At 60.2% G+C, this 20972-nt stretch carries 26 protein-coding genes; 7 read left to right on the top strand and 19 right to left on the bottom strand.

Annotated features, from left to right (window positions below):
- Nucleotide 1 precedes the first annotated feature (1 nt).
- The 10 genes from infA to rpsF form a co-directional block, all read right to left on the bottom strand.
- Entirely contained in the window at nt 2-220 is a 219-nt protein-coding gene (infA, locus tag PUT78_RS00815; RefSeq protein ID WP_071470354.1) for a translation initiation factor IF-1, read from the bottom strand.
- A 67-nt stretch (nt 221-287) separates the two neighbouring features.
- Complete coding sequence (locus PUT78_RS00810; protein WP_274350097.1) at nt 288-1184, bottom strand: carbon-nitrogen hydrolase family protein; 897 nt, start codon at nt 1182-1184, stop codon at nt 288-290.
- Nucleotides 1181-1768: a GNAT family N-acetyltransferase gene (locus PUT78_RS00805; RefSeq protein ID WP_274350096.1), complete on the bottom strand. Its 588-nt coding sequence runs from the start codon at nt 1766-1768 to the stop codon at nt 1181-1183. Before PUT78_RS00805 ends, PUT78_RS00810 begins: the two co-directional genes overlap by 4 nt.
- The gene (locus tag PUT78_RS00800; RefSeq protein WP_274350095.1) at nt 1765-2163 is read right to left on the bottom strand and encodes a ketosteroid isomerase-related protein; all 399 of its coding nucleotides are present in this window, start codon (nt 2161-2163) and stop codon (nt 1765-1767) included. Before PUT78_RS00800 ends, PUT78_RS00805 begins: the two co-directional genes overlap by 4 nt.
- Nucleotides 2164-2166: 3 nt before the next feature.
- Nucleotides 2167-2625, bottom strand: a complete 459-nt coding sequence (locus tag PUT78_RS00795; protein WP_274350094.1) for an arsenate-mycothiol transferase ArsC — start codon at nt 2623-2625, stop codon at nt 2167-2169.
- Nucleotides 2626-3105, bottom strand: coding sequence for a UPF0262 family protein (locus PUT78_RS00790; RefSeq protein WP_274350092.1), 480 nt, complete (start codon nt 3103-3105; stop codon nt 2626-2628). It abuts the gene before it with no gap.
- Between the two features lie 228 nt (nt 3106-3333).
- Nucleotides 3334-3663, bottom strand: a complete 330-nt coding sequence (locus PUT78_RS00785) for an ArsR/SmtB family transcription factor (protein ID WP_274350464.1) — start codon at nt 3661-3663, stop codon at nt 3334-3336.
- Nucleotides 3664-3939: 276 nt separating this feature from the next.
- Nucleotides 3940-4548 carry a 50S ribosomal protein L9 gene (gene rplI, locus PUT78_RS00780; protein WP_274350090.1) on the bottom strand — a complete coding sequence of 203 codons (609 nt, stop codon included), beginning with the start codon at nt 4546-4548 and terminating at the stop codon, nt 3940-3942.
- A 12-nt stretch (nt 4549-4560) separates the two neighbouring features.
- Nucleotides 4561-4788 carry a 30S ribosomal protein S18 gene (gene rpsR, locus PUT78_RS00775; protein WP_263714540.1) on the bottom strand — a complete coding sequence of 76 codons (228 nt, stop codon included), beginning with the start codon at nt 4786-4788 and terminating at the stop codon, nt 4561-4563.
- A 19-nt stretch (nt 4789-4807) separates the two neighbouring features.
- Nucleotides 4808-5161 carry a 30S ribosomal protein S6 gene (gene rpsF, locus PUT78_RS00770; RefSeq protein WP_274350088.1) on the bottom strand — a complete coding sequence of 118 codons (354 nt, stop codon included), beginning with the start codon at nt 5159-5161 and terminating at the stop codon, nt 4808-4810.
- Nucleotides 5162-5423: 262 nt separating this feature from the next.
- On the opposite strand from rpsF, the gene PUT78_RS00765 reads away from it, so the two are divergent.
- A complete protein-coding gene (locus PUT78_RS00765; protein ID WP_274350087.1) occupies nt 5424-5999 on the top strand; it encodes a biotin transporter BioY in 576 nt (191 codons plus the stop codon).
- Between the two features lie 48 nt (nt 6000-6047).
- Here the strand turns inward: PUT78_RS00765 and PUT78_RS00760 are convergent, their stop codons facing one another.
- The 6 genes from PUT78_RS00760 to PUT78_RS00735 all read right to left on the bottom strand — a co-directional run bounded on the left by PUT78_RS00760 (nt 6048) and on the right by PUT78_RS00735 (nt 12167).
- Nucleotides 6048-6464, bottom strand: a complete 417-nt coding sequence (locus PUT78_RS00760) for a DUF1284 domain-containing protein (RefSeq protein ID WP_274350086.1) — start codon at nt 6462-6464, stop codon at nt 6048-6050.
- Nucleotides 6461-7912: an amidophosphoribosyltransferase gene (gene purF, locus PUT78_RS00755; protein ID WP_274350084.1), complete on the bottom strand. Its 1452-nt coding sequence runs from the start codon at nt 7910-7912 to the stop codon at nt 6461-6463. The genes PUT78_RS00760 and purF overlap by 4 nt, the downstream gene beginning before the upstream one ends.
- A 109-nt stretch (nt 7913-8021) precedes the next feature.
- Nucleotides 8022-8573 (bottom strand): CvpA family protein, encoded by a 552-nt coding sequence (locus PUT78_RS00750; RefSeq protein WP_274350083.1) that lies wholly within the window; start codon nt 8571-8573, stop codon nt 8022-8024.
- Nucleotides 8574-8617: 44 nt separating this feature from the next.
- Nucleotides 8618-9976, bottom strand: a complete 1359-nt coding sequence (gene radA, locus PUT78_RS00745) for a DNA repair protein RadA (protein WP_274350082.1) — start codon at nt 9974-9976, stop codon at nt 8618-8620.
- A 24-nt stretch (nt 9977-10000) separates the two neighbouring features.
- On the bottom strand, nt 10001-11146 hold the full coding sequence (locus tag PUT78_RS00740) for a cation diffusion facilitator family transporter (RefSeq protein ID WP_274350081.1): 1146 nt from the start codon (nt 11144-11146) through the stop codon (nt 10001-10003).
- 109 nt (nt 11147-11255) lie between these two features.
- Nucleotides 11256-12167, bottom strand: coding sequence for a LysR family transcriptional regulator (locus PUT78_RS00735; protein ID WP_274350080.1), 912 nt, complete (start codon nt 12165-12167; stop codon nt 11256-11258).
- Nucleotides 12168-12271: 104 nt separating this feature from the next.
- Here PUT78_RS00735 and PUT78_RS00730 point away from each other — a divergent pair, with 104 nt between their 5' ends.
- The 3 genes from PUT78_RS00730 to PUT78_RS00720 all read left to right on the top strand — a co-directional run bounded on the left by PUT78_RS00730 (nt 12272) and on the right by PUT78_RS00720 (nt 15777).
- Complete coding sequence (locus PUT78_RS00730; RefSeq protein ID WP_274350079.1) at nt 12272-13495, top strand: acyl-CoA dehydrogenase; 1224 nt, start codon at nt 12272-12274, stop codon at nt 13493-13495.
- Nucleotides 13496-13614: 119 nt separating this feature from the next.
- Entirely contained in the window at nt 13615-14298 is a 684-nt protein-coding gene (locus tag PUT78_RS00725; protein ID WP_274350078.1) for a GntR family transcriptional regulator, read from the top strand.
- Between the two features lie 84 nt (nt 14299-14382).
- Nucleotides 14383-15777, top strand: a complete 1395-nt coding sequence (locus PUT78_RS00720; RefSeq protein WP_274350076.1) for an aspartate aminotransferase family protein — start codon at nt 14383-14385, stop codon at nt 15775-15777.
- Between the two features lie 8 nt (nt 15778-15785).
- Here PUT78_RS00720 and PUT78_RS00715 read toward each other — a convergent pair whose 3' ends face one another.
- Complete coding sequence (locus tag PUT78_RS00715; RefSeq protein WP_274350075.1) at nt 15786-17108, bottom strand: NAD(P)/FAD-dependent oxidoreductase; 1323 nt, start codon at nt 17106-17108, stop codon at nt 15786-15788.
- Nucleotides 17109-17170: 62 nt separating this feature from the next.
- Here PUT78_RS00715 and speB point away from each other — a divergent pair, with 62 nt between their 5' ends.
- Complete coding sequence (gene speB, locus PUT78_RS00710; RefSeq protein WP_274350074.1) at nt 17171-18142, top strand: agmatinase; 972 nt, start codon at nt 17171-17173, stop codon at nt 18140-18142.
- Nucleotides 18139-18603: a DUF1499 domain-containing protein gene (locus PUT78_RS00705; protein WP_274350073.1), complete on the top strand. Its 465-nt coding sequence runs from the start codon at nt 18139-18141 to the stop codon at nt 18601-18603. The genes speB and PUT78_RS00705 overlap by 4 nt, the downstream gene beginning before the upstream one ends.
- On the opposite strand, the gene PUT78_RS00700 is transcribed toward PUT78_RS00705, so the two are convergent.
- Both PUT78_RS00700 and PUT78_RS00695 read right to left on the bottom strand, forming a co-directional pair.
- A complete protein-coding gene (locus PUT78_RS00700; protein ID WP_274350072.1) occupies nt 18593-19210 on the bottom strand; it encodes a COG3650 family protein in 618 nt (205 codons plus the stop codon). The two genes, PUT78_RS00705 and PUT78_RS00700, sit on opposite strands and share 11 nt — an antisense overlap.
- Nucleotides 19211-19256: 46 nt before the next feature.
- A complete protein-coding gene (locus tag PUT78_RS00695) occupies nt 19257-19733 on the bottom strand; it encodes an Lrp/AsnC family transcriptional regulator (protein ID WP_274350071.1) in 477 nt (158 codons plus the stop codon).
- Nucleotides 19734-19940: 207 nt separating this feature from the next.
- On the opposite strand from PUT78_RS00695, the gene PUT78_RS00690 reads away from it, so the two are divergent.
- Nucleotides 19941-20747 (top strand): ferredoxin--NADP reductase, encoded by an 807-nt coding sequence (locus tag PUT78_RS00690; RefSeq protein WP_274350070.1) that lies wholly within the window; start codon nt 19941-19943, stop codon nt 20745-20747.
- Nucleotides 20748-20972 lie beyond the last annotated feature (225 nt).

The raw sequence follows: 20972 nt of genomic DNA, 5'->3' as shown, positions 1-20972 counted from the left end.
CTTATTTGAAACGGTAGTTGATACGACCCTTGGTCAGGTCATAGGGGGTCATTTCAACCTGAACCTTGTCGCCGACCAGAACACGGATGCGGTTCTTGCGCATCTTGCCTGCCATATGTGCGTTGATCTCATGGCCGTTTTCCAGCTCGACCCGAAACGTCGCATTTGGCAGGAGCTCCTTCACGACGCCTGGGAATTCGAGCAGTTCTTCCTTGGCCATGGTGACTCCATACTTAAAGACAGCGCAGAATTGCGCGTCGCTTAAATGATCGCAATTCCGGCCTTTTTCAAGCGCTATATGGCGGTTTCACCACCTCTATTGCCGCGGAAAGGCGGTTTTCCTGCTCATTCCAATGGGCGTGGTTCAGAACGGCGCCTTCCCGACGCACCCGCGCTACGCTGGCGGGTTCGATTTCCGCGCAGGCCCAGCCGGGCATGTTCAGCACGGTTTGCGCCAATATCCCGGTTTCCGGGAAACCCAGATCGGGCGGGCCATAGATGGCGGCGGCCCCGGCGTTCATGTCCACGGCCGGGCACCATGGTGCCGGGCCCACAGTCGGCGCATGCACGGTAACACACTGGTTTTCCAACGCGCGGGCCATCGCCCCCACCTTCACCCGCGTATATCCCGCCAGCGTTTCGGTGCAGGAAGGTGCCAGCAGGATTTCTGCGCCTGCCTCCACCAATGCGCGCGCCAGCAGCGGGAATTCACTGTCATAACAGATGATGATACCGATCTTGCCCAAGACTGTATCAAACACTTTCAGCCCCTGCCCCGGCGCGATATCCCATTCTTCACGTTCAAACCGGGTCATGATCTGCTTGTCCTGACGGCCGATCACACCTTGGGGACCATACAGAACAGCCCGGTTGACCGGGCGCGGACCATCCGCCATGGCGGGGCCACTGGACCCAAGGATATGCACGCCATGCTGCGCGGCCAGCTGGCAATGCAATGCAGTGACAGCCGCCTGATGAGCCATGACTTCATGCAGCGCCGCTTCCAGATCGGCGGCGACTGCAGCCCCGCCGAGGCTGGCCAGTTCCATCGCGCCATATTCGGGGAAAACCAGCAGGTCCGCCCCTTCAGCCGCGCCTTGCCCAACCCAGTCGGTCAGCTTCTTTTCATAGGCGGCCCAATCAGGCAGAAAATCCAGCGGATAGGCGGCAGCGGCGATTTTCATAGCTGTTTCATCCAGAATTGCAGCGATTTCGCAGTCTCAGCATCTTCTCCGACATCGCGCCAATGGAATTGCGCGACAATCCCTTTCAGCGGCGTATATCCGCGTTTGCGCCAGAACCCGTCCAGCGGGGTATATGCCGCAGGGCGCGCCGGGTGGTCAGCAGGGCGCACAACGCTGCAAAACGCCGCGAAACGCAGGCCAAGGGCGCGCGCATGGGTTTCGCGCAGGTCAAAAAAGCGGTGGCCCGCACCCTGACCACGATACGCTGGCAGCAACACGGATTCGGCGCAATAGAATATCTGCGACAGATCATGCCCGCTTCCGGCAAAAGCAGCTGCAAATTCCGGGTCCGCATCCGCCATCGGTAGTCCTGTAGCGGCCCCGACCAGCGTTTCACCGTCGAACGCCGCAGCAATGACCGCGCGCGGATTGTCAGCATAGACCAGCAGATAGGCGCGTTCATACGCCGCATCCCCGTCATACAGATAGGGCCAGTCCCGGAATACCCGGATGCGCAATGCCGCCAGCCCGTCAATGACCGGGCCAGCCTGCGCCCCTGACAATGACAGGAATCGCAGATTCATGCAGCGACCTGTCGAATCCAGTCCTGCAGGTTGTAATAGGTCGTGATGCGGGAAATCTTGTCGCCCTTCAGTGCGAAGAACGTACCGGCAGGCAGGACATAACGCTGCCCGCGCGCTTCCGGCAGGCCGGGGTCGGTTTCCAGATATTCACCATGCACAGTGAATTCCGCAGCCGCGCGGGTGCCGTGATCATTCACGAAAATAACCATGTCGCGCAACTGCTCGCGGTAACTGACACCCATATGGGCGCAGAATTCGGCGAACTGGTCGCGGCCCTTGCGCATGTCACCCTGATTGACGAAATGTTCCACATCATCACTGACCAGCGCCAGCATGGTTTCGGTATCGCCGGTGTTGAACGCTTCAAAATAGCGGCTGATGATTTCGTGGCTCATGTCTTACCTTTCCGTTGGCGGCCCGAACCGGGCCAGCAGCCTTTCCTTGATCTGGTCGCGCGTCTGGCGATAGGCCTGCAATTTCGCTTCGCGTGTTTCACCCAGTCCCGACGGGTCCATGATCGGCCAGTATTCCACATCGATATGGGCAAAGCGCGTCAGTTCCAGCGCCTGCCGTTGGCTGGCGGGCGACAGCGCAACGATCAGGTCGAACCCGGCAAGATCATCGCCCCATTCGATCATTTCATCAAAGGACCGTACACGATGGCGGTCCAGTTCCACGCCATCCTCGGCGCTGACAGCAATGGAAAACCCGTCAATGTCGCGGTCGCTTCTGACGCCTGCGGACTGCACATAGGCGCGCTGCCCGTACATCTTCTTCATCAACCCCTCTGCAATCGGTGATCGCACAGAATTATGGTCACAGCAAAATAATATCGAAGAGGGGAAGCAACCCGCCATTCAGCCCCCGAAATGCAAAACACAAACCAGGGTGAACAGGCGGCGCGCGGTGTCTATGTCCATCTCTGCCTTGCCTTCAAGCCGCTCTTGCAGGATACGCGCGCCTTCATTGTGAATGCCACGTCGCGCCATGTCGATTGCCTCTATCTGGCTGGGCGGCAGGTGCTTGACCGCATCAAAATAGCTGCCGCATATCTGGTAATAATCCTTCACCACCTGCCGGAACGGACCCAGTGAAAGCTGCAATTCACCAACCTGCGCGCCGGTTTCGTTCCTGATATCGATAACAAGCCGCCTGTCACGGATACCAAGCTTCATGGCAAATGGGCCAGCGGGGGCGATCTTGCCATCGCGGGCGACCAGAATGAAACTATTGTCTTCCAACAGGTCAAAAACTGCGACCTTGCGTTCCTGCTCGACCTCTGGTGTGGGGGTCGGCAGGCCGCAATCATCGATATCTATCTGGCAAATCCGGCTCATCGTTGCTCTTTACGCTATTTGATCGCAATTAAATGCCCTGTCCTGACAATATGTGCAAGGCAGGAAGCAAAAAGGCGTCTGACCGGGGTCGCCATCTGCTCATCGCCCCAACGACGCCTGCGCGAGTCGGGACAAGGCAGTATTGCGGTGCGTCAGACGCTATGGCCGCACTGTAAAATGATCATATATGTGGGCAGTGCCTTCTGCCGTATCTGCTGTGTGTGGTGTTCACTTGTCCAGATTGGCGCAGAACATCTCATAGACCACAGCGATAATGCGCGCGGCCCGCTGATCATGCAGCGAATAGTAGATGGTCTTGCCATCCCGGCGACATGACACCAGCCCTTCCAGACGCAAACGTGCCAATTGCTGGCTGACCGCGGCCTGACGGGACTGCAACAGGTGCTCCAGTTCCGTCACCGATTTCTCGCCCGAGGACAGATGACACAAGATCATCAGCCGCCCTTCATGCGCCAGGGCCTTCAGGAAATTTGATGCGGCCTGCGCCTGCGCGGTCATATCCTGCGGTGCCATGCCCGCAGAATGTTCGTCCTGCATGTCAAGCAGGTCATCTGCAATATGGTTTTCGATCTGCATGGATTACCCCTCGAATCCCGGCAAAGCTGGCCGGGATGCAGCGGACGCGTAGCGTGCCTGACAGTTGCATTAAAGCGAATATGTAGGGAGTTTAGCGGGAAATGCAAGCGGCGCGGGCGGGAATGCGCGACACTTTGCCGGGAATGCCCACCAATGCCAGGAAATCCGGCGCTGCCTTCAAAACAGATGCGCCCGCTGATACCTGTCAGCGGGCGCATCAATCATGTTTCGACCGGTTCAGGCGTCGCGCGGATCGTCGCCACCGCCACGGGGGTCATCATCATCCATGCCCGCCGCGCCGATATCATCGAACAGCTCGGAAATTTCGAACTCAGCAGCGGCTTCTTCTTCAGCAGCCAGTTCCTGAATTGATTTCCCGGATGCCTGAAGCGCAGCTTCTTCAACCGAACGTGCAACGTTCAGCTGAATCTGTGCCTCAACTTCGGGGTGCAGCGAAATCATCGCCGCATGCAGACCAAGCGATTTGATCGGTGTCGGAATCACGATCTGGCGGCGTTCAACCGTAACGCCAGCTTCACCCAGAAGGTCGGTCACATCGCGCGGGCTGACCGAACCATAAAGCGCACCACCATCAGATGCCTGACGGATCACGACATAGGTTTCGCCGTCCAGACGCTCGGCCACGGCCTGTGCTTCCTTGCGGGTTTCAAGGTTCTGCACTTCAAGTTCCGCCTTGCGGGCCTCGAAGGATTTAATGTTGTCATCAGACGCACGCAGCGCCTTGCCTTGCGGCAGCAGATAGTTACGCGCGTAACCGGGCTTGACGTTTACCACGTCGCCCATCTGGCCCAGCTTGGCCACGCGTTCAAGAAGGATCACTTGCATGTCCCGTTCTCCTTATTTCACGGCGTAAGGCAGAAGCGCCAGGAAGCGGGCGCGCTTGATCGCGCGGGCCAGTTCACGCTGTTTCTTCGCGGAAACGGCGGTAATGCGCGATGGCACGATCTTGCCACGCTCTGAGATATAGCGCTGAAGCAGACGTGTGTCCTTGTAGTCGATCTTGGGCGAATTCTCACCCGAGAAGGGGCACACTTTGCGACGGCGGAAAAATGGTTTTGCAGCCATGTCTTATACTCCTACTGGATCAGGACGCACGACGACGCGGTTCGCGCTCGTCACGTTTCTGCATCTGGGCAGAAGGCCCTTCTTCATGGGCTTCGACCTTGACTGTCAGAACCCGCATCACGTCATCATGCAGGCGCATCAGACGCTCCATTTCCTGCACGGCAGTTGCAGGCGCATCGGTGCGCAGGAAGGCATAATGCCCTTTGCGGTTCTTGTTGATCTTGTAGGCCATCGTCTTGACGCCCCAATACTCGTGTTCCACGAGTTTCCCGCCATTGTCGGCCAGGACGGCGCCAAAATGTTCGATCAGCGCTTCGGCCTGTGTATTCGACAGATCCTGACGCGCGATCATGACATGCTCGTATAGCGGCATGCGATCTCCAATCATGTATGTGGTGCATTTCAAAAGGCAGGCCATCTTTCCACCCCCACCTACGAGAGCTGCACCGGTTCCATTGCTCGTGGAAAGACAAAACGGGCCATACGGCACTTGACAGCACCATGCAAGGGGCTTTCACCCCGCCGGCAAGGCCAAAGCCGCATGAAATAACGTTCAGGCCGATTGCGCCGCTTGCCTTGCCGGTCAAGTTTCAGCATAACCAAGCGCAACGGTTTGCAAACAAGAGGGGTCCATCATGGCTCATACTACACCATTGGTAACGGCACTTGGCGGCAATGACACCATTGCACGCAAGGTGGCGATGGTTCTGCTTGGTTCGGTTCTGGTGGCCATGTCGGCCCAGGTCAGTGTACCGATGTTCCCGGTACCGATGACGCTGCAGACACTGGCGATTTCGCTTATCGGTCTGACCTATGGTTCCCGTCTGGCGGCGGCGACGCTGGTGACCTATCTGGCGCAGGGCGCGATCGGGTTCCCGGTCTTTGCAGGTGGTGCTGCGGGTGCTGTGCATCTGGTTGGCCCGACGGGCGGCTTTCTGGTGGGGTTTGTTGCCATGGCATGGCTGACCGGCCTGCTGGTGGAACGCGGCATGAACCACGGATTCATGCGCCTGTTCCTTGCCGCGCTGATTCCCGCCTTGCTGCTATTTGTTCCGGGCGTTCTGTGGCTGTGGTTCATCACACCGCTTGACCTTGAAGGTGCCTTCATGGCTGGCGCGCTGCCCTTCCAGCTTGGTGGCGTCGTGAAATCCGCTGTGGCCGCCCTGATCGCAACAGGCGCATGGGCTGCACTGAAATCCCGCATGGGCTAAGGCCACATCACACGAAAACACGAAAGGCGGGCCATGTGCCCGCCTTTTTTATTGGTCCTTATGCAACGCGGAAAGCCCGGCTTCGCATAAGCCAAATTCCAGCCACTGACACCCTGCGCATAACTCGCGCAATGACCCCGGCGGGACATGGGCGCGGACACGCGATTGCGCCTCAGCCCATGTCAGGCGCTGCCCGGCCCGCAACCCCAAGGCCTGCGCATGCCGGTTGTCGAGGGCGGCAATCTGATCAGCCTTGACACAGGATTGGCCGCGCCGGTGGGGGCAAGGGGCGCAGATACTGTCAGCCACCCCTGTCACCTCTATCAGCGTGTTCCCGCCATCAGGCGCACGCAGTTGAGCAACTATATCAGCCATGTTCCGGGTGAACCTGTCGGAATAGCCCTTGCCCTGAAACCCCAGCGCGCACAGGAAATGATGCGGCCGGAACTGGACAGGTTCCGTCATTCTGCCGCTTTGGGCAGAAATCCGCGTTCGATCATGTCATGCGGTGCAACCGGATACTCGCCTGAAAAACACGCGTCGCAATACTGGGGGCTGGCGCCATCACGCCCACCCGCTTCGCCTGCGGCACGGTAAAGCCCGTCAAGGGACACGAATTTAAGACTATCCACCCCTATATGGTCGCGCATTTCGTCTTCGGTCATGGTCGCGGCCAGCAGCTTGTCACGCTCTGGTGTATCGACCCCATAAAAACAGGGCCATGCCGTCGGCGGAGAGGCGATGCGGAAATGCACTTCTGCCGCGCCTGCGTCGATGATCATTTCCTTGATCTTCTGACTGGTGGTACCGCGCACGACCGAATCATCCACCAGAATGATACGTTTGCCGCGGATCAGCGCGCGGTTCACATTCAGCTTCAGTCGCACGCCCATAGACCGGATCTGCTGTGACGGCTCAATAAAGGTGCGCCCCATATACTGGTTGCGCGTGATCCCCAACGCAAAGGGAATGCCCGATTCCTGACTGAAACCAATCGCAGCGGGCGTGCCGCTATCGGGCACAGGGCAGACCAGATCAGCATCAACCGGGGCTTCGCGCGCCAGTTCCACCCCAATCTGGCGACGGGTTTCATAGACAGAACGCCCGCCATAAGCGCTGTCAGGGCGCGAGAAATAGACATGTTCAAAGATACAGAACCGCGATTTCTTCATCGCGAAGGGACGCATGCTTTCGACGCCTTTGGGGCTGATGACAACCATTTCTCCGGGGTCGATTTCGCGTATGAATTCCGCGCCGATAATATCCAGCGCACAGGTTTCCGATGCCAGAACCCAGCCCTGCGCCAACCGGCCCAGAACCAGCGGGCGCACACCCAGCGGGTCGCGCACACCAATCAGTTTGGTGCGGGTCATGGCGACGATGGAAAATGCACCTTCGGCCCGGCGCAGTGCATCTTTCATCCGTTCGGGAATCGTTTTCTGGAACGACCGCGCCATCAGGTGAATCAGGCATTCACTGTCTGAACTGGACTGAAAAATGGATCCGCGTTCGATCAGCTCGCGACGGATACTTTCGGCGTTGGTGATATTGCCGTTATGCGCGATTGCCGCCCCGCCCATGGCAAATTCGCCAAAGAAGGGCTGCACATCACGAATCTGTGTGGCGCCTTTGGACCCGGCGGTGGAATAGCGCACATGCCCGATTCCGATTGATCCGGGCAACCCTTCGATAACGCCGGCTTTCGTGAAATTGTCACGCACAAGGCCGAATCTGTGTACGGAATGGAAGCCTGATTCGGGGTGATGGGTGATGATCCCGCCCGCTTCCTGGCCCCTATGCTGCAACGCATGAAGGCCCAGAGCGATGAAATTGGCGGCGTCTTCCAACCCGATGCAACCAAAGACGCCGCATTCTTCGCGAAGCTTGTCATCATCGAATGGATGGCTGAGCATGGGCGCACTTGCTCCTGTCTGCTATGTCGCGCACCCTCTACCTTATCGGGGGGGCAGTGTCACGCCTTGATGCGACATTGCCCCGACCGAAACGGGCACCACGCCCCCTTTAGTTGCAGACTGCGACCAGTTCTTCGTATTTCTGGACCAGCCAGTTCGGCGCATCATGCGGAACAGCATCATTCAGATTGCCCGAAAGCTGCCCGAATACTGCGGCAGAACGCGAATTTTCCACCATTTCGACGGAACCCGCAGGAACAGCGCGGTCAAACACCAGAAGCGCGATGGCCACCAGCAGCACCCCCCGCGCCACACCGAACAAAAAGCCCAGCGCCTGATCCAGCCCCCCCAGTGCCGAATTCCGCACGAAAGATGAAAACAATGGCGTGAACAGTGATGCCAGCAGCAGCGCCACCGCAAAAACCACCGCAAACGCCGCAATCACCGCCAGTTCACAACTGTCCCCCAGAAAATTGCCGACAAACGGGATTTCACGCACCAATGGCTGCACTGCCGGTGCCAGAACATAGGCCAGCACGGCTGCGGCAACCCAGCCCAGAATCGCCATCGCTTCGCGCATGAAGCCGCGCGAATAGGCCAGAATGCCGGAAACGATGATAACGACTGCAACGCCGCCGTCGATAATCGTAAAGCCTTCCATGACTGTCTCCCTTCGGGCACTATGGGCGGCCCTGACGTTTTTGTTCAGCCTGCGCCAAATATCTGCCCGACCACTTCGGCCAGATCCGGCATCTGTCGCAATGTCATTTCATCCACCCCCAACGGTTTTGCAAGCGTCGGGGCAATAGCTGCGCAGAAACCAAGTTTTTGCGCTTCTTTCAACCTGTTTTCGGTCTGACTGACCGGGCGCAAGGCCCCGGACAGGCTGATTTCACCAAAAACCACTGTATCTGCGGGAAGTGCTATGTCTTCGCGCGCCGATAAAAGCGCACATGCCACCGCCAGATCAGCGGCGGGTTCATGCACGCGCATCCCGCCCGCGACATTCAGAAACACATCCATACCCGCAAATGGAATACCACAACGCGCTTCCAGAACCGCCAGAATCGTGGACAGGCGTGCCGAATCCAGCCCGACAACCGTGCGCCGGGGGGTGCCCAGTGGCGACGGTGCCACCAGCGCCTGAATTTCCGTCAGCATGGGGCGCGTCCCCTCGATGCCCGCAAAAACCACAGAACCGGGCGCAGGCGTGCCGCGTTCGGACAGAAACAGCGCCGAAGGGTTCGCCACTTCTGCCAGCCCCCTGCCCGTCATTTCGAACACACCGATTTCATCAGCTGGCCCGAAGCGGTTCTTGACCGCGCGCAGAATGCGGAACTGGTGGCCGCGCTCTCCTTCGAAATAAAGCACGCAATCAACCATATGTTCGACCACGCGCGGTCCGGCGATCTGGCCGTCCTTGGTGACATGGCCGACAATAATGACCGATACGCCCCGCCGCTTGGCGAAGCTGACAAGTTCATGCGCTGCGGCCCGCACCTGCGACACCGACCCCGGCGCGCTGTCCACGCTGTCCAGCCACATGGTCTGAATCGAATCAATCACCAGCAGATCGGGGCGTTCACTGTCCACTGTGGTCAGAATATCGCGCAGGTTGGTTTCCGCGCCCAGTTGCACCGGCGCTTGTGACAACCCAAGGCGGGCTGCGCGCAGCCGCACCTGCGCCGCCGCTTCCTCGCCCGAGACATACATGCAGGTCAGCCCCGCATTGGCAAATGCCGCAACCGCCTGCAACAGCAGCGTTGATTTGCCGATACCGGGATCGCCACCCACCAGAATGGCCGAAGCCGCAACCAGCCCACCGCCCAGCACGCGGTCCAGTTCCGCAATGCCGGATGTGCGGCGCGGCGGGGGCGCTTCGCTATCCGCCAGCGTTGACAGCGCAATCTGCCGCCCCTTGCTGGTGCGCGGGCCGGGGCCTGCGGAAATCGGGGCTTCTTCAATAATGCAATTCCACCCGCCACAGGCATCACAACGCCCCGCCCATTTACGATGGGTCGCACCGCAGGCGGTACAGCTGAACTGAGGAAGCGCTTTTGCCATGGGTGCCGTTATCGCAGGGCCGGGCTAGTCGCGCAAGACGGTGCTGATACGGTGCAGGCGCAGAACGACCACTTCCGGCAACGCATCGGTCAGGGTTTCGGCCAGTTGCGATTCGGTGCGCACAGGGTCCGCATCGGGGCGCAGATCGGCCAGCAATTCGACATGCAGACCATCGTCGAAATACCCAAGGCGCAGGGATTCCAGTGTCACAATCATGGGATGGGCCTTCGCAAGGGTCAGGATCATGCCTTCCACCTCTGCGCGCAGGGGGGCGGCTTCGGCACCAAACCCTTCGAAATGACCCGCAGGTTCCACATGGATGACCAGATCGGACAGCGCGTCGATTTCATCCAGCGCACGGGCGCGGGCCACTTCAGCAATGCGGTGCCCTTCGGTCACGCTGATTTGCGGGTCCACCATGACCGACACATCCGCCAATGTCTGCGCACCGTGTTTGCGCATGCGCAGATCCCGCAGCCCTTGTACACCGGGCGTCGCGTTCAGATTCCCTTCCAGCGTGGTGCGCAGATCATCGGGGGCTTGCGTGTCCACCAGTTCGGCAGCGGCGGTTTTGCCAAACCCCCAGCCAGCATGCAGCAACATCAGTGCAATAATGATGGCCGCCAGCGGGTCTGCCCAACCGAACCCGAACTGCGCCGCCCCAATGCCCACCAGCGCCACGACGGATGACAGCGCATCCGTGCGATGATGCCAGGCATTCGCTTCCAGCAGCGCAGACCCGGTCGCCCGGCCAACCCGCAAGGTATAGTGAAAAAGCCCCTCCTTGATCAGGATGGACACAGCGACCACCACCAGGGCCAGCGCGCCTGGCGCAATATCCGGGCCGCCTGCCAACCGACCCGCCGCATCCCAGATGACCCCCACCCCAGTCAGAACCAACACCGCCGCCAGTGCCAGCGTTGCCAGCGTTTCAAACCGCCCGTGCCCATAGGGGTGGTCAGCATCAGGGGCGCGCGCAGAATGGCGCAAGGCCCATAGCACCATGATATCTGACGCCATATCCCCCAGCGAATGAAACCCGTCCGCCACCAATGCAGGGCTGGCCAATGCGAAGCCCGCGATGATTTTAAGTATGGACAGGACAAGGTTGATCGCCGCGCCCGCAAGCGTGACGCGCGTTTTCGCCCTGGTCTGCAAGGGATTGGTCATTGGCATCTATCCGGCGAAAGCGGGTCAGGGGCGCACCCGTCATCCGACCATACCCGCCACGTCGCGCATACCGCAACCTGCAAAGCAGGTGAAACTGCCTTCGCGCGGGTCAGGCGAAAAATCCGTCATCGCGGGTTATCTCGGTCATCAGCCAATCCCGGAATGCACGCACGGCGTCACCCTGACGGCCATGTTCCGGCGTCATCAGCCAATAGCCGGACCCATTCCCCCATTCCGGTCCAAGCGCCACCAGATCACCTGTGGCCAGTTCACCGCGAAACAGGAACGGCGGCAGCAACGCCACCCCAAGCCCCGCGACACAGGCCTGCGCCAGCGTTGCCAGATGTTCGAACACCATGTCCGGCGCGGGGGCTGGCGGAAGATCATATGCCACCATCCAGCCGTCCCATTCCTGCGGGCGCGTTGCCAGCGCAAGGCGCGGCAGGCGCGCAATCTGCGCGGGTGTCGTACCCCCTGCCGGTTCCGCCGCCATCCCCAGCGCAGGGGCCGCCATGGGTTGCACGCGATCTTCAAACAATTGCAGCGCCCGCGCCCCCGGCCAGTCGGGCTGGCCCGCATGAACCGCCGCATCCACCCCTTCAGCCAGCAAATCGAACTGCCCGATTCGCGTGGTAAAATGCAGGGTAATTTCCGGATGCATGCGCAGGAAACGCGGAATACGCGGTATCAGCCAGCGTGTGCCGAACGTGGGCAATATGGCCAGCGTCAACCGCCCCGTGTCCTGCGCACCGCGCAAGGCAAGGGCGGCTTGCTGCAATTGCTGCAAGGCGGAATGCGCTGCCTTGGCATAGGCCTGCCCTTCCGGGGTCGGCGCCACGGAACCCTTGCCACGCAGCAGCAACACCTGCCCCAGTTGCGACTCCAGCGCCGCCACCTGACGCGACACTGCCGATTGCGTCAGCGCAAGTTCCTGCGCGGCGGCCGTAAAACTGCCCGACCGGACCACCGCGTCAAAGGCCTGCAAGGATTGCATTGAGGGCAGAAACCGCCGCGAGATCATTTGCTATTCCATTTTGGAATGATGATATGAAAGATCATTCCTTTATATATGCACGATCAAGGCGTATCAAATGCCCAAATGGAATAAGCCACAGGACATATACCATGCCACAGGACAAACCCGCATTGAAAGCAACAGACGCCCCCGACCTGGGCCGGTTCACATGGGATGATCCCTTGCGACTGGAAAGCCAACTGTCCGAGGATGAGCGCATGTTGCGCAATGCTGCGCATGAATTTGCGCAATCAACGCTACAGCCGCGCGTGATCGACGCTTACCGCGAAGAACGCGCGGACCCCGGACTGTTCCGCCTGATGGGGGAAGCCGGCCTTCTTGGGGCAACGCTGCCCGAAGCCTATGGCGGGCTGGGCGCATCCTATGTGACCTACGGCCTGATCGCACGCGAGATCGAGCGCGTGGATTCCGGTTACCGGTCCATGATGTCGGTGCAGTCGTCACTGGTGATCTATCCCATCTATGCCTATGGGTCAGAAGCGCAGCGGCAGAAATACCTGCCCGGTCTGTGTTCGGGGGAACTTATCGGGTGTTTCGGCCTGACCGAACCGGATGCCGGGTCCGACCCCGCAGGCATGAAAACCCGCGCCGAAAAAACCGCGTCGGGGTATAAGCTGACCGGTACGAAAATGTGGATTTCCAACAGCCCCTTTGCCGATGTCTTTGTCGTCTGGGCGAAATCGGACGCGCATGGCGGGCGCATTCGCGGCTTCGTGCTGGAAAAGGGCATGAAGGGGCTGTCTGCACCCAAGATCGACGGCAAGCTGAGCCTGCGCGCCTCGACCACGGGCGAAATTGTCATGGATGGGGTCGATGTTGGCGAAGATGCGCTGCTCCCCCATGTCGAAGGGCTGAAAGGGCCGTTCGGCTGCCTGAACCGCGCGCGCTATGGCATTGCATGGGGGGTCATGGGGGCCGCCGAATTCTGCTGGCACGGCGCGCGCAGCTACGGGCTGGACCGCAAGCAATTCGACAAACCACTGGCGCAAACCCAGCTTTTCCAGAAAAAACTGGCCGATATGCAGACCGAAATCACCCTTGGCCTGCAGGCGGCATTGCAGGTGGGGCGGTTGATGGATGCCGCGCAGGCCGCGCCCGAAATGATTTCACTGATCAAGCGCAATAATTGCGGCAAGGCGCTGGATATCGCCCGCATGGCCCGTGACATGCATGGCGGCAACGGTATTTCCGAAGAATATCAGGTCATCCGGCACATGATGAATCTGGAAACCGTGAATACCTATGAAGGCACCCATGATGTGCATGCCCTGATACTGGGGCGGGCGCAAACGGGGCTTCAGGCATTTTTCTGAACGGACAGCAAAATCTGACAGATGCAATCGCCGGGCTGACGCCCGGCGATTTATTGAGTATTTGGGGCGAAATGAATTATCCAATAGCGTGAATGCCCGCATATACGAAAGAACGCCTCATGACCGGACGCCAGCCAACCCATCAGATTGCATATCTTGCCTTGCGGGATATGGTTTTGTTCGGGGAACTGGCACCGGGGGATGCGGTAACCATTGAAGGGCTGGTCGCCCGGCTTGGCCTTGGCATGACCCCCATACGCGAAGCGATCCGGCGTCTTATTGCGGAAGGGGCGCTGCAATTGCTGGGCAACAGGCGTGTCTGCGTGCCAAGGTTGACCGAAGCCGCACTGGCCGATCTGCAATATGCGCGCGAAGCTGTGGAAACGCGGCTGGCGGAACAGGCGGCGGGCCGGTGCGATGTTGCGACATTGCGGGCGCTGCGTGAAACCGACACCCGGCTGGACAGCGCAATAGCCATGGGCGACATCCCGGCCTATCTGCGGGAAAATCATGCGTTTCATTTCACGCTTTATGCCTGCGCGGGATCGGACGTGCTTGAAGCGCTGGCCGCATCATTGTGGTTGCGCTTTGGCCCGTCGTTGCGCGTGGTCTGTCAGGGGCCTGCAGGCGCGGGCGCGCGCGGCGCAGATGGTGAAACGCTGCACATGCCCGATCACCATAAACGCGCCCTTGCCGCACTGGAAGCGGGCGACAGACCGGCCCTGAAAGCCGCCCTTCGCGATGACATTGCCCAGGGTGTTGCCAATATTCGCGCCGGGTTGCAGGCAGGGGTATTCGGGTAGCAGTCAAAAATTTGATCAAATTCTCTTGACGGCAGGGGTTGCCTGCGTATCCTTGGCACAAATCCTGAGCTTTGGAGCATATTCATGACTTTGCGCAACACCCCCCCGACGGCTGAATTGCAGGCACTGGATGCCGCCCATCACATGCATCCATTCACTGCCAATACGGCATTGGGCAAAAAGGGCGCGCGGATAATCACCCATGCGGAAGGTGTGCGGCTGACAGACAGCGATGGCGCAGAACTGATCGACGGCATGGCGGGGTTGTGGTGCGTCAATATCGGCTATGGCCGCCATGAACTGGCCGAAGCCGCGGCCCGCCAGATGCGCGAATTGCCCTATTACAACACGTTTTTTCAAACGACCCATGTGCCCGCCCTGCAACTGGCGGCCAAGCTGGCGGAGCTGGCGCCGGGGGATCTGAACCATGTGTTTTTTGCCGGGTCCGGGTCCGAAGCCAATGACACCAACATCCGCATGGTACGCCAGTACTGGGCGCTGAAGGGCCAGCCGGAACGCCGCACCATCATCGCGCGCCACAACGGCTATCACGGGTCCACCATGGGCGGTGGCAGCCTTGGCGGCATGGCCGGAATGCATGCGCAGGGCGGCCTGCCGATTCCGGGCATTGTCCATATCGACCAGCCCTATTGGTATGGCGAAGGCGGCGACATGACGCCTGCGGATTTCGGCCTTGCCCGCGCGCGCCAGCTGGAAGAAAAAATCATTGAACTGGGCGCGGAAAATGTGGCGGCCTTCATTGCGGAACCTGTGCAGGGCGCAGGTGGGGTCATTATTCCGCCCGAAACCTACTGGCCGGAAATCCAGCGTATTGTCGACAAATACGGGATTTTGCTGATCGCGGATGAGGTGATCACCGGATTCGGGCGCACCGGGTATTGGTTCGGGTCACAAAGCTATGGAATCCGGCCGCATATCATGACCATCGCCAAAGGGCTGAGTTCGGGCTACCAACCCATTGGCGGGTCCATCATCTGCGATGAGGTCGCGCAGACAATCGGGCAGGATGAATTCAACCACGGTTATACCTATTCCGGCCATCCGGTGGCCGCAGCGGTCGCGCTGGAAAATCTGCGCATCCTGCAGGAAGAAGACATCATCGACCGTGTGCGCACCCATACCGCGCCCCATCTGGCACAGGCCTGGGGCAGTCTGGCCGACCACCCGCTGGTCGGCGAGGCCGTATCGCGCGGCATGATGGCCAGCCTTGCCCTGACGCCGGACAAGGCCAGCCGGGCGCGTTTTGCGGCCGATGCGGGCACGGTTGGCTATATCTGCCGTGAATATTCCTTTGGCAACAATCTGGTCATGCGCCATGTCGGTGACCGGATGATCATCGCGCCGCCGCTTGTCATTTCCGCTGCCGATATTGATGAACTGGTTATCCGCGCCCGCAAGACGCTGGACCAGACCCTTGACCATCTGCACCGCGAAGGGCTGTTTCAGGCCGCAGCCTGACGCATCGCTTACCGGACGGGCCGCACTGGCCCGTCCAGCACCGCCGCCGCCGCCATGGCCATGCGCAAGCCCAGTTTGCGCGGGAACATGAAGCGGGGCGGCGGGCGACGCAACAGCGCTGGCGGCGCGGATGCGTCCCCCATCACGGCGCGGGCAACCCGCCTGCCCCCTTCGGATGCGGCGGCCACACCATTGCCATGCCAGCCCAGCGCCAGCCACAACCCGCCAGCCCCCGGCACCGGGCCGATATAGGGCGCACGCGATCCGGTCAGGCAGACCAGCCCGTTCCAGGAATATTCCGTTTCCGCCTGCGCTAGATGTGGAAAGATCACCTCATATTCTGTGCGGGCCCGTGTCGTAAAACGCGCAACCGCATCGGGTGCAAAAGACGTCCCGTCGCGCGCGCCGAACAGAAACCGCCCATCAGGCAGCAACCGGAAATAATGCAACATCATTCGCGCATCATAGGCCATCAGATGTCGTGTCCAGCCCTGCGCGGCCAGTTCCGCAGAGGACAGCGGGCGCGTGACCATGATGTTTGACAGCACAGGCAGCGTGCGCCGGACAATCCAGCGCGGCAGGCGTTCATCGGTGTAGCCATTCGTTGCAATCACAACCTGCGTTGCCCGGACCTGCCCTTGTGCGGTGCGTAGCACCCAGCCAGCCCCGTCCGGCTGCAGCCCCGTCACACGGCTGTCGCCGAATATCCGCACACCCGCACCCGCCGCCGCGCGCGCAAGGCCCGTGACATAGGCAAAGGGATGCAGCCCAAAACCATGCGGGCTATAGCGCCCGCCATAATAGGCGGCGGTAGCCAGACCCTGCGCCTGCAAATCCTGCCTGTCCCACAGTGCTGCGCCCCCATCCGTCAGCGCTTCGGCCTGCATTCCGGCCCAGGCGCGGGGGGAATGGGCCAGAAGCACCTCCCCCGTTTCGGTTGTCTGGGCGTCAATATCATAGCGCTGCAGGTTATCGCGCACCCGCGCAATGGCCGCATGCTCAAATGCCTGCCATTCGCGGGCGGCGTCCTGTCCGGCGCGGCGCATAATGGCACGCGCGTCCAGCATGCTCCCCCCAAGGCAGCAGAACCCGCCATTGCGCCCCGACGCACCCCAGCCGGGCTGCGCGGCATCCAGCACGGCCACGCGCAACCCGAAGCGTTCAACCAGTTCCAGCGCGGCATTCAGCCCCGCATATCCTGCGCCGATGACGGCAACATCAACGCAGATTGCGCCGTGCAACCCGGCATGGGCCTGCTGCATGGGACCGCTTGCGCGCCAATAGCTTTCGGGCCAGATCGCTGCGTCATATCCGGCAGATTCATAAAGCATATGAGCTACCTTGCGCTATACTGGTGCAAAGCTATCCCATTGCGGCACGAAGGAAAACATCTATGGCACTTGAAATGCCCGGACACTCCGTGGACAGCGCTTTTACCCGGCCAGACCGGCGCGGCCTGTCATATGAAGCAAGTTTCAGCGGGGCGACCAGTTTTCTGCGCCGCAGCTACACCAAAGACCTTGCCGGGGTTGATATGGCGGTCACAGGCGTATGCTTCGATCATGCCACGTCCAACCGCGCGGGCGCGCGGTTCGGCCCGCGCGCTATCCGTGACGCCAGCGCCTTGCAACCCTGCTATCCCCCTTATGGCTGGGGGTTTGACCCGCTGTCCGAATTCGTGATTACCGATCATGGCGATCTGGCCTTTGATTTTGCGCGCATCGCCGATTTTCCGCAAACCCTGCAGGACCATATCGCAGGCATTCTTGCCGCCGGGGCTGGCAGTCTGACGCTGGGCGGTGATCACTTCATCACGCTGCCGATCCTGCGCGCCTATGCGGCGCGGTTCGGCCCCATAAGTGTCATTCAGTTCGACGCACATTCCGACCTGTGGGCGGATGACGACCCCGCGCGCATTGACCACGGCACCATGATGTACAAGGCCGTCGGGGAAGGGCTGGTAGACCCCGCGCGATCCGTGCAGATCGGCATTCGCACCGAATGCCCTGACTATCTGGGCATGAATGTGATCGACGCTTTTGAACTGCATGCCATTGGCCCCGCCGAAGTGGCCGCGCGGGTGCGGGGCATTGTGGGCGATCACCCGACCTATATCAGTTTCGACATCGACGCGCTGGACCCTGGTTTTGCGCCGGGCACGGGAACGCCCGTCTGGAACGGCATGACCCCCAATCAGGTTGCTGTCATCCTGCGCGCGCTGGCCGGGATCAACCTGAAGGGCGCCGATGTGGTCGAGGTCAGCCCCCCCTATGACCCCACAGATGCAACCGCCATCATGGCCGCCCATATCGGAATGGAACTTATCAGCCTTTATTGCTGGGCACTGAAGGACGCACGCGCATGATCAAGCTTGTATTTATTGTCATTCTGCTACTGGCCGTTGCGGTCACGGCCTATATCCGGCTGGCCCCGTCCGACCCCGCACGCTGGCACGAAGACCCCAGACTCGTCGCACGCCCCAAAACGCCGAATTTCCACCTGATCCGCATGGTCGGTGGCGATGCCATGCCGCCGGTCTTTCAGACATCGCCGGAATCACTGGCCGCGCGGCTGGACGACATCGCGCGCGGCGACGGGGCGCAATTGCTGGCAGGATCGGTGGCGCAGGGGCATATGACCTATGTAACCCGCACCCCGATCATGGGTTATCCGGACTATACCACGGTGCTGATTGAACCCGCAGGCGAGGGTGCCGCGCTGCTGGCCTTTGCCCGCGCGCGTTTCGGACATTCGGATATGGGCCATAACCGCGCCCGGCTGAACCGCTGGATTGCCACACTTCAGGGCGCGGCAGTCACTGACTAAGGCTGCAACACCCGCTCAGCAATGGTGTGGCAGGACCGGTCATCAACGAGATTGACACCCCATAGGCGCGGTCGCTCATGCCATCATTGCACATGGCGGGGTAAATGAACGCCGTGCCCGCGCCATCCGGTCCCGACAGCCGCACCATGCGGCGGAAATCCTGTGCAATTCCGCTGTCCTGCGCAATTTCAATCTCCAGCTCCGCAGATGTGCCGTCCATGCTGTCATACTGCCAGACGCCACCATCACTGTGCAGTGACCAGAACGGCTCGGTCCCGAAACAGCGCAAGCCCACCGGCATGTTGTAGTGGTCGATGGGCTGGCCCTGCCCGCTCAGGTAGCGCATGAATACCCATCCGGTGCTTTCATCCATGTTGACCAGCCCCCAACGCTGGGTGGAATTCAGCATGATCACTTCTATGCCAGTGGCATCGGCAGCAAAATTTCCCACAACATCGCTGCTGGCAGATGGCGCTTGCCGGATGTTCAGCACGTCATCCGCCGCCACATCCACAACGTCAAACAATTGCGGATATTCCTGCGCGGAAAGCTGCGCGCCCGCGCCCAGCACAACAGCCAGAATGACGGGCTTCAAGAACCTGAACATGTTTAATCCCCCTTTGTGATCCTGACCGGTGCGGCATGCCCCCGTATCAGGCGGTACCCTCGTCCAGTGGCAGAATCGTAGTCGCCTTGATTTCTTCCATCGACAACAAGGCGGTGACATTATGGATGCTCACCTCTGATATCAGGGCCTGATAGAACTTGTCATAGGCGCGGGCATTTGGCACGCGCACTTTCAGGATATAGTCGATATCCCCGGCCAGACGATGGGCCTCCATCACCTCCGGGCGGGCACGGACCGCGTGTAAAAAGCGCTTCTGCCAGTCCGCTTCATGGGCGGCAGTGCGGACCAGAACGAAGAAACATGCCTCCAGCCCCAGTGCTTCGGGGTCCAGAAGTACCGTCTGGCGGGTGATGACACCCGCTGCGCGCAATTTGCGGACCCGATTCCATACTGGTGTCTTGCTGGACCCGACCTTGCGCGCGATTTCATCCAGTGACTGGCTTGCATCGTCCTGAAGTTCGCGCAGAATACGCCGGTCCAGATCGTCCAGACTGTTTGTCATTGGTCCAATTTCTCCATATTCAGTGCATCAACAGGATAGTTTCCCGAATTTACATTTTCTCATCCTATGAAATGGAAATATCTTCTGCAACAGGTTATGTGCTGCGGCGATATGCACCAATTGATGTTGACCCGTATCAAGGTGTAGACACGGAACGAAAGCGACGCTGCGCGGGGGAACCCGCCCGCAAACAGGAAAGAGCGCAGGATGGATCAAATCGCACCCGCCGTAAAAGCGACCCCGACCTTGCCGGATGCACAGACCGTCACCAGCGTGACGCATTATACGGACCGGCTATTCGCCTTCCGGTGTACGCGCCCGCTCAGCCTGCGGTTCCGGTCGGGTGAATTTGTGATGATCGGTCTGCTGGGCGACAATGGCAAGCCGCTGCTGCGCGCCTATTCCATTGCCTCTCCGTCCTGGGATGAGGAACTGGAATTCTATTCAATCAAGGTTCCCGATGGGCCGCTGACCTCGCGCCTGCAGCATATCCAGCCCGGCGACCAGATCATCCTGCGCCCGAAACCCGTGGGGACACTGGTTCTGGACGCATTGCTGCCGGGTAAACGGTTGTGGATGCTGGCCACCGGCACCGGCATTGCGCCTTTTGCGTCGTTGCTGCGCGACCCGGAAACATGGGAAAAATATGAGCAGGTGGTTGTCATGCACACCTGCCGCGAACAGGCCGAACTGACCTATGGGCGCAATCTGATCGAAGCATTGCCCGATGACCCGCTGATCGGCGAGCTGGTTGGCGACAAGCTGCTGTATTACCCTGCAACAACCCGCGAAGACGGGAAGTATACCGGCCGCATCACCGATAACCTGTCATCGGGCAAGGTTTTCGCGGATCTGGGCATTGCACTGCTGGACCCCGCGACCGACCGCGCCATGGTCTGTGGTTCGCTGGCATTCAATCTGGACATCAAGAAGGTTCTGGAAAATGCAGGTCTGAACGAAGGGGCCAACAGTTCACCCGCCGAATATGTTGTCGAAAAGGCATTTGTGGACTGAGTCCCGCAAGCTGTGCCGCGCCATACATGACCACGGATAGTGGCTTGGCTTGGGCATGATCAGGTTGAATGACCGGTTTGCAGGTGGTTCTTGGCCTGAAGGGGACGTTCGCGCTTGGCTCAAGCCCGCGCCATCGGTGGGCCGGGGACTGCCGATCCCTCGTTGGAGAAGTTCACTTTATGCAGGCGGCATACTCCGGCATCCAAGGACTGAACTGACGCTGGC

Origin of the sequence: Roseinatronobacter alkalisoli (assembly GCF_028745735.1) — a bacterium.
GTDB classification, from domain to species: domain Bacteria; phylum Pseudomonadota; class Alphaproteobacteria; order Rhodobacterales; family Rhodobacteraceae; genus Roseinatronobacter; species Roseinatronobacter alkalisoli.
This window is presented reverse-complemented; position numbering and strand designations above follow the sequence as displayed.

What these genes read in the sequence shown, in the direction of transcription:
- infA (WP_071470354.1), bottom strand. Translation starts at nt 220, where the DNA reads ATGGCCAAGGAAGAACTGCTCGAATTCCCAGGCGTCGTGAAGGAGCTC.
- PUT78_RS00810 (WP_274350097.1), bottom strand. Translation starts at nt 1,184, where the DNA reads ATGAAAATCGCCGCTGCCGCCTATCCGCTGGATTTTCTGCCTGATTGG.
- PUT78_RS00805 (WP_274350096.1), bottom strand. Translation starts at nt 1,768, where the DNA reads ATGAATCTGCGATTCCTGTCATTGTCAGGGGCGCAGGCTGGCCCGGTC.
- PUT78_RS00800 (WP_274350095.1), bottom strand. Translation starts at nt 2,163, where the DNA reads ATGAGCCACGAAATCATCAGCCGCTATTTTGAAGCGTTCAACACCGGC.
- PUT78_RS00795 (WP_274350094.1), bottom strand. Translation starts at nt 2,625, where the DNA reads ATGGCGGGTTGCTTCCCCTCTTCGATATTATTTTGCTGTGACCATAAT.
- PUT78_RS00790 (WP_274350092.1), bottom strand. Translation starts at nt 3,105, where the DNA reads ATGAGCCGGATTTGCCAGATAGATATCGATGATTGCGGCCTGCCGACC.
- PUT78_RS00785 (WP_274350464.1), bottom strand. Translation starts at nt 3,663, where the DNA reads ATGCAGGACGAACATTCTGCGGGCATGGCACCGCAGGATATGACCGCG.
- rplI (WP_274350090.1), bottom strand. Translation starts at nt 4,548, where the DNA reads ATGCAAGTGATCCTTCTTGAACGCGTGGCCAAGCTGGGCCAGATGGGC.
- rpsR (WP_263714540.1), bottom strand. Translation starts at nt 4,788, where the DNA reads ATGGCTGCAAAACCATTTTTCCGCCGTCGCAAAGTGTGCCCCTTCTCG.
- rpsF (WP_274350088.1), bottom strand. Translation starts at nt 5,161, where the DNA reads ATGCCGCTATACGAGCATGTCATGATCGCGCGTCAGGATCTGTCGAAT.
- PUT78_RS00765 (WP_274350087.1), top strand. Translation starts at nt 5,424, where the DNA reads ATGGCTCATACTACACCATTGGTAACGGCACTTGGCGGCAATGACACC.
- PUT78_RS00760 (WP_274350086.1), bottom strand. Translation starts at nt 6,464, where the DNA reads ATGACGGAACCTGTCCAGTTCCGGCCGCATCATTTCCTGTGCGCGCTG.
- purF (WP_274350084.1), bottom strand. Translation starts at nt 7,912, where the DNA reads ATGCTCAGCCATCCATTCGATGATGACAAGCTTCGCGAAGAATGCGGC.
- PUT78_RS00750 (WP_274350083.1), bottom strand. Translation starts at nt 8,573, where the DNA reads ATGGAAGGCTTTACGATTATCGACGGCGGCGTTGCAGTCGTTATCATC.
- radA (WP_274350082.1), bottom strand. Translation starts at nt 9,976, where the DNA reads ATGGCAAAAGCGCTTCCTCAGTTCAGCTGTACCGCCTGCGGTGCGACC.
- PUT78_RS00740 (WP_274350081.1), bottom strand. Translation starts at nt 11,146, where the DNA reads ATGACCAATCCCTTGCAGACCAGGGCGAAAACGCGCGTCACGCTTGCG.
- PUT78_RS00735 (WP_274350080.1), bottom strand. Translation starts at nt 12,167, where the DNA reads ATGATCTCGCGGCGGTTTCTGCCCTCAATGCAATCCTTGCAGGCCTTT.
- PUT78_RS00730 (WP_274350079.1), top strand. Translation starts at nt 12,272, where the DNA reads ATGCCACAGGACAAACCCGCATTGAAAGCAACAGACGCCCCCGACCTG.
- PUT78_RS00725 (WP_274350078.1), top strand. Translation starts at nt 13,615, where the DNA reads ATGACCGGACGCCAGCCAACCCATCAGATTGCATATCTTGCCTTGCGG.
- PUT78_RS00720 (WP_274350076.1), top strand. Translation starts at nt 14,383, where the DNA reads ATGACTTTGCGCAACACCCCCCCGACGGCTGAATTGCAGGCACTGGAT.
- PUT78_RS00715 (WP_274350075.1), bottom strand. Translation starts at nt 17,108, where the DNA reads ATGCTTTATGAATCTGCCGGATATGACGCAGCGATCTGGCCCGAAAGC.
- speB (WP_274350074.1), top strand. Translation starts at nt 17,171, where the DNA reads ATGGCACTTGAAATGCCCGGACACTCCGTGGACAGCGCTTTTACCCGG.
- PUT78_RS00705 (WP_274350073.1), top strand. Translation starts at nt 18,139, where the DNA reads ATGATCAAGCTTGTATTTATTGTCATTCTGCTACTGGCCGTTGCGGTC.
- PUT78_RS00700 (WP_274350072.1), bottom strand. Translation starts at nt 19,210, where the DNA reads ATGTTCAGGTTCTTGAAGCCCGTCATTCTGGCTGTTGTGCTGGGCGCG.
- PUT78_RS00695 (WP_274350071.1), bottom strand. Translation starts at nt 19,733, where the DNA reads ATGACAAACAGTCTGGACGATCTGGACCGGCGTATTCTGCGCGAACTT.
- PUT78_RS00690 (WP_274350070.1), top strand. Translation starts at nt 19,941, where the DNA reads ATGGATCAAATCGCACCCGCCGTAAAAGCGACCCCGACCTTGCCGGAT.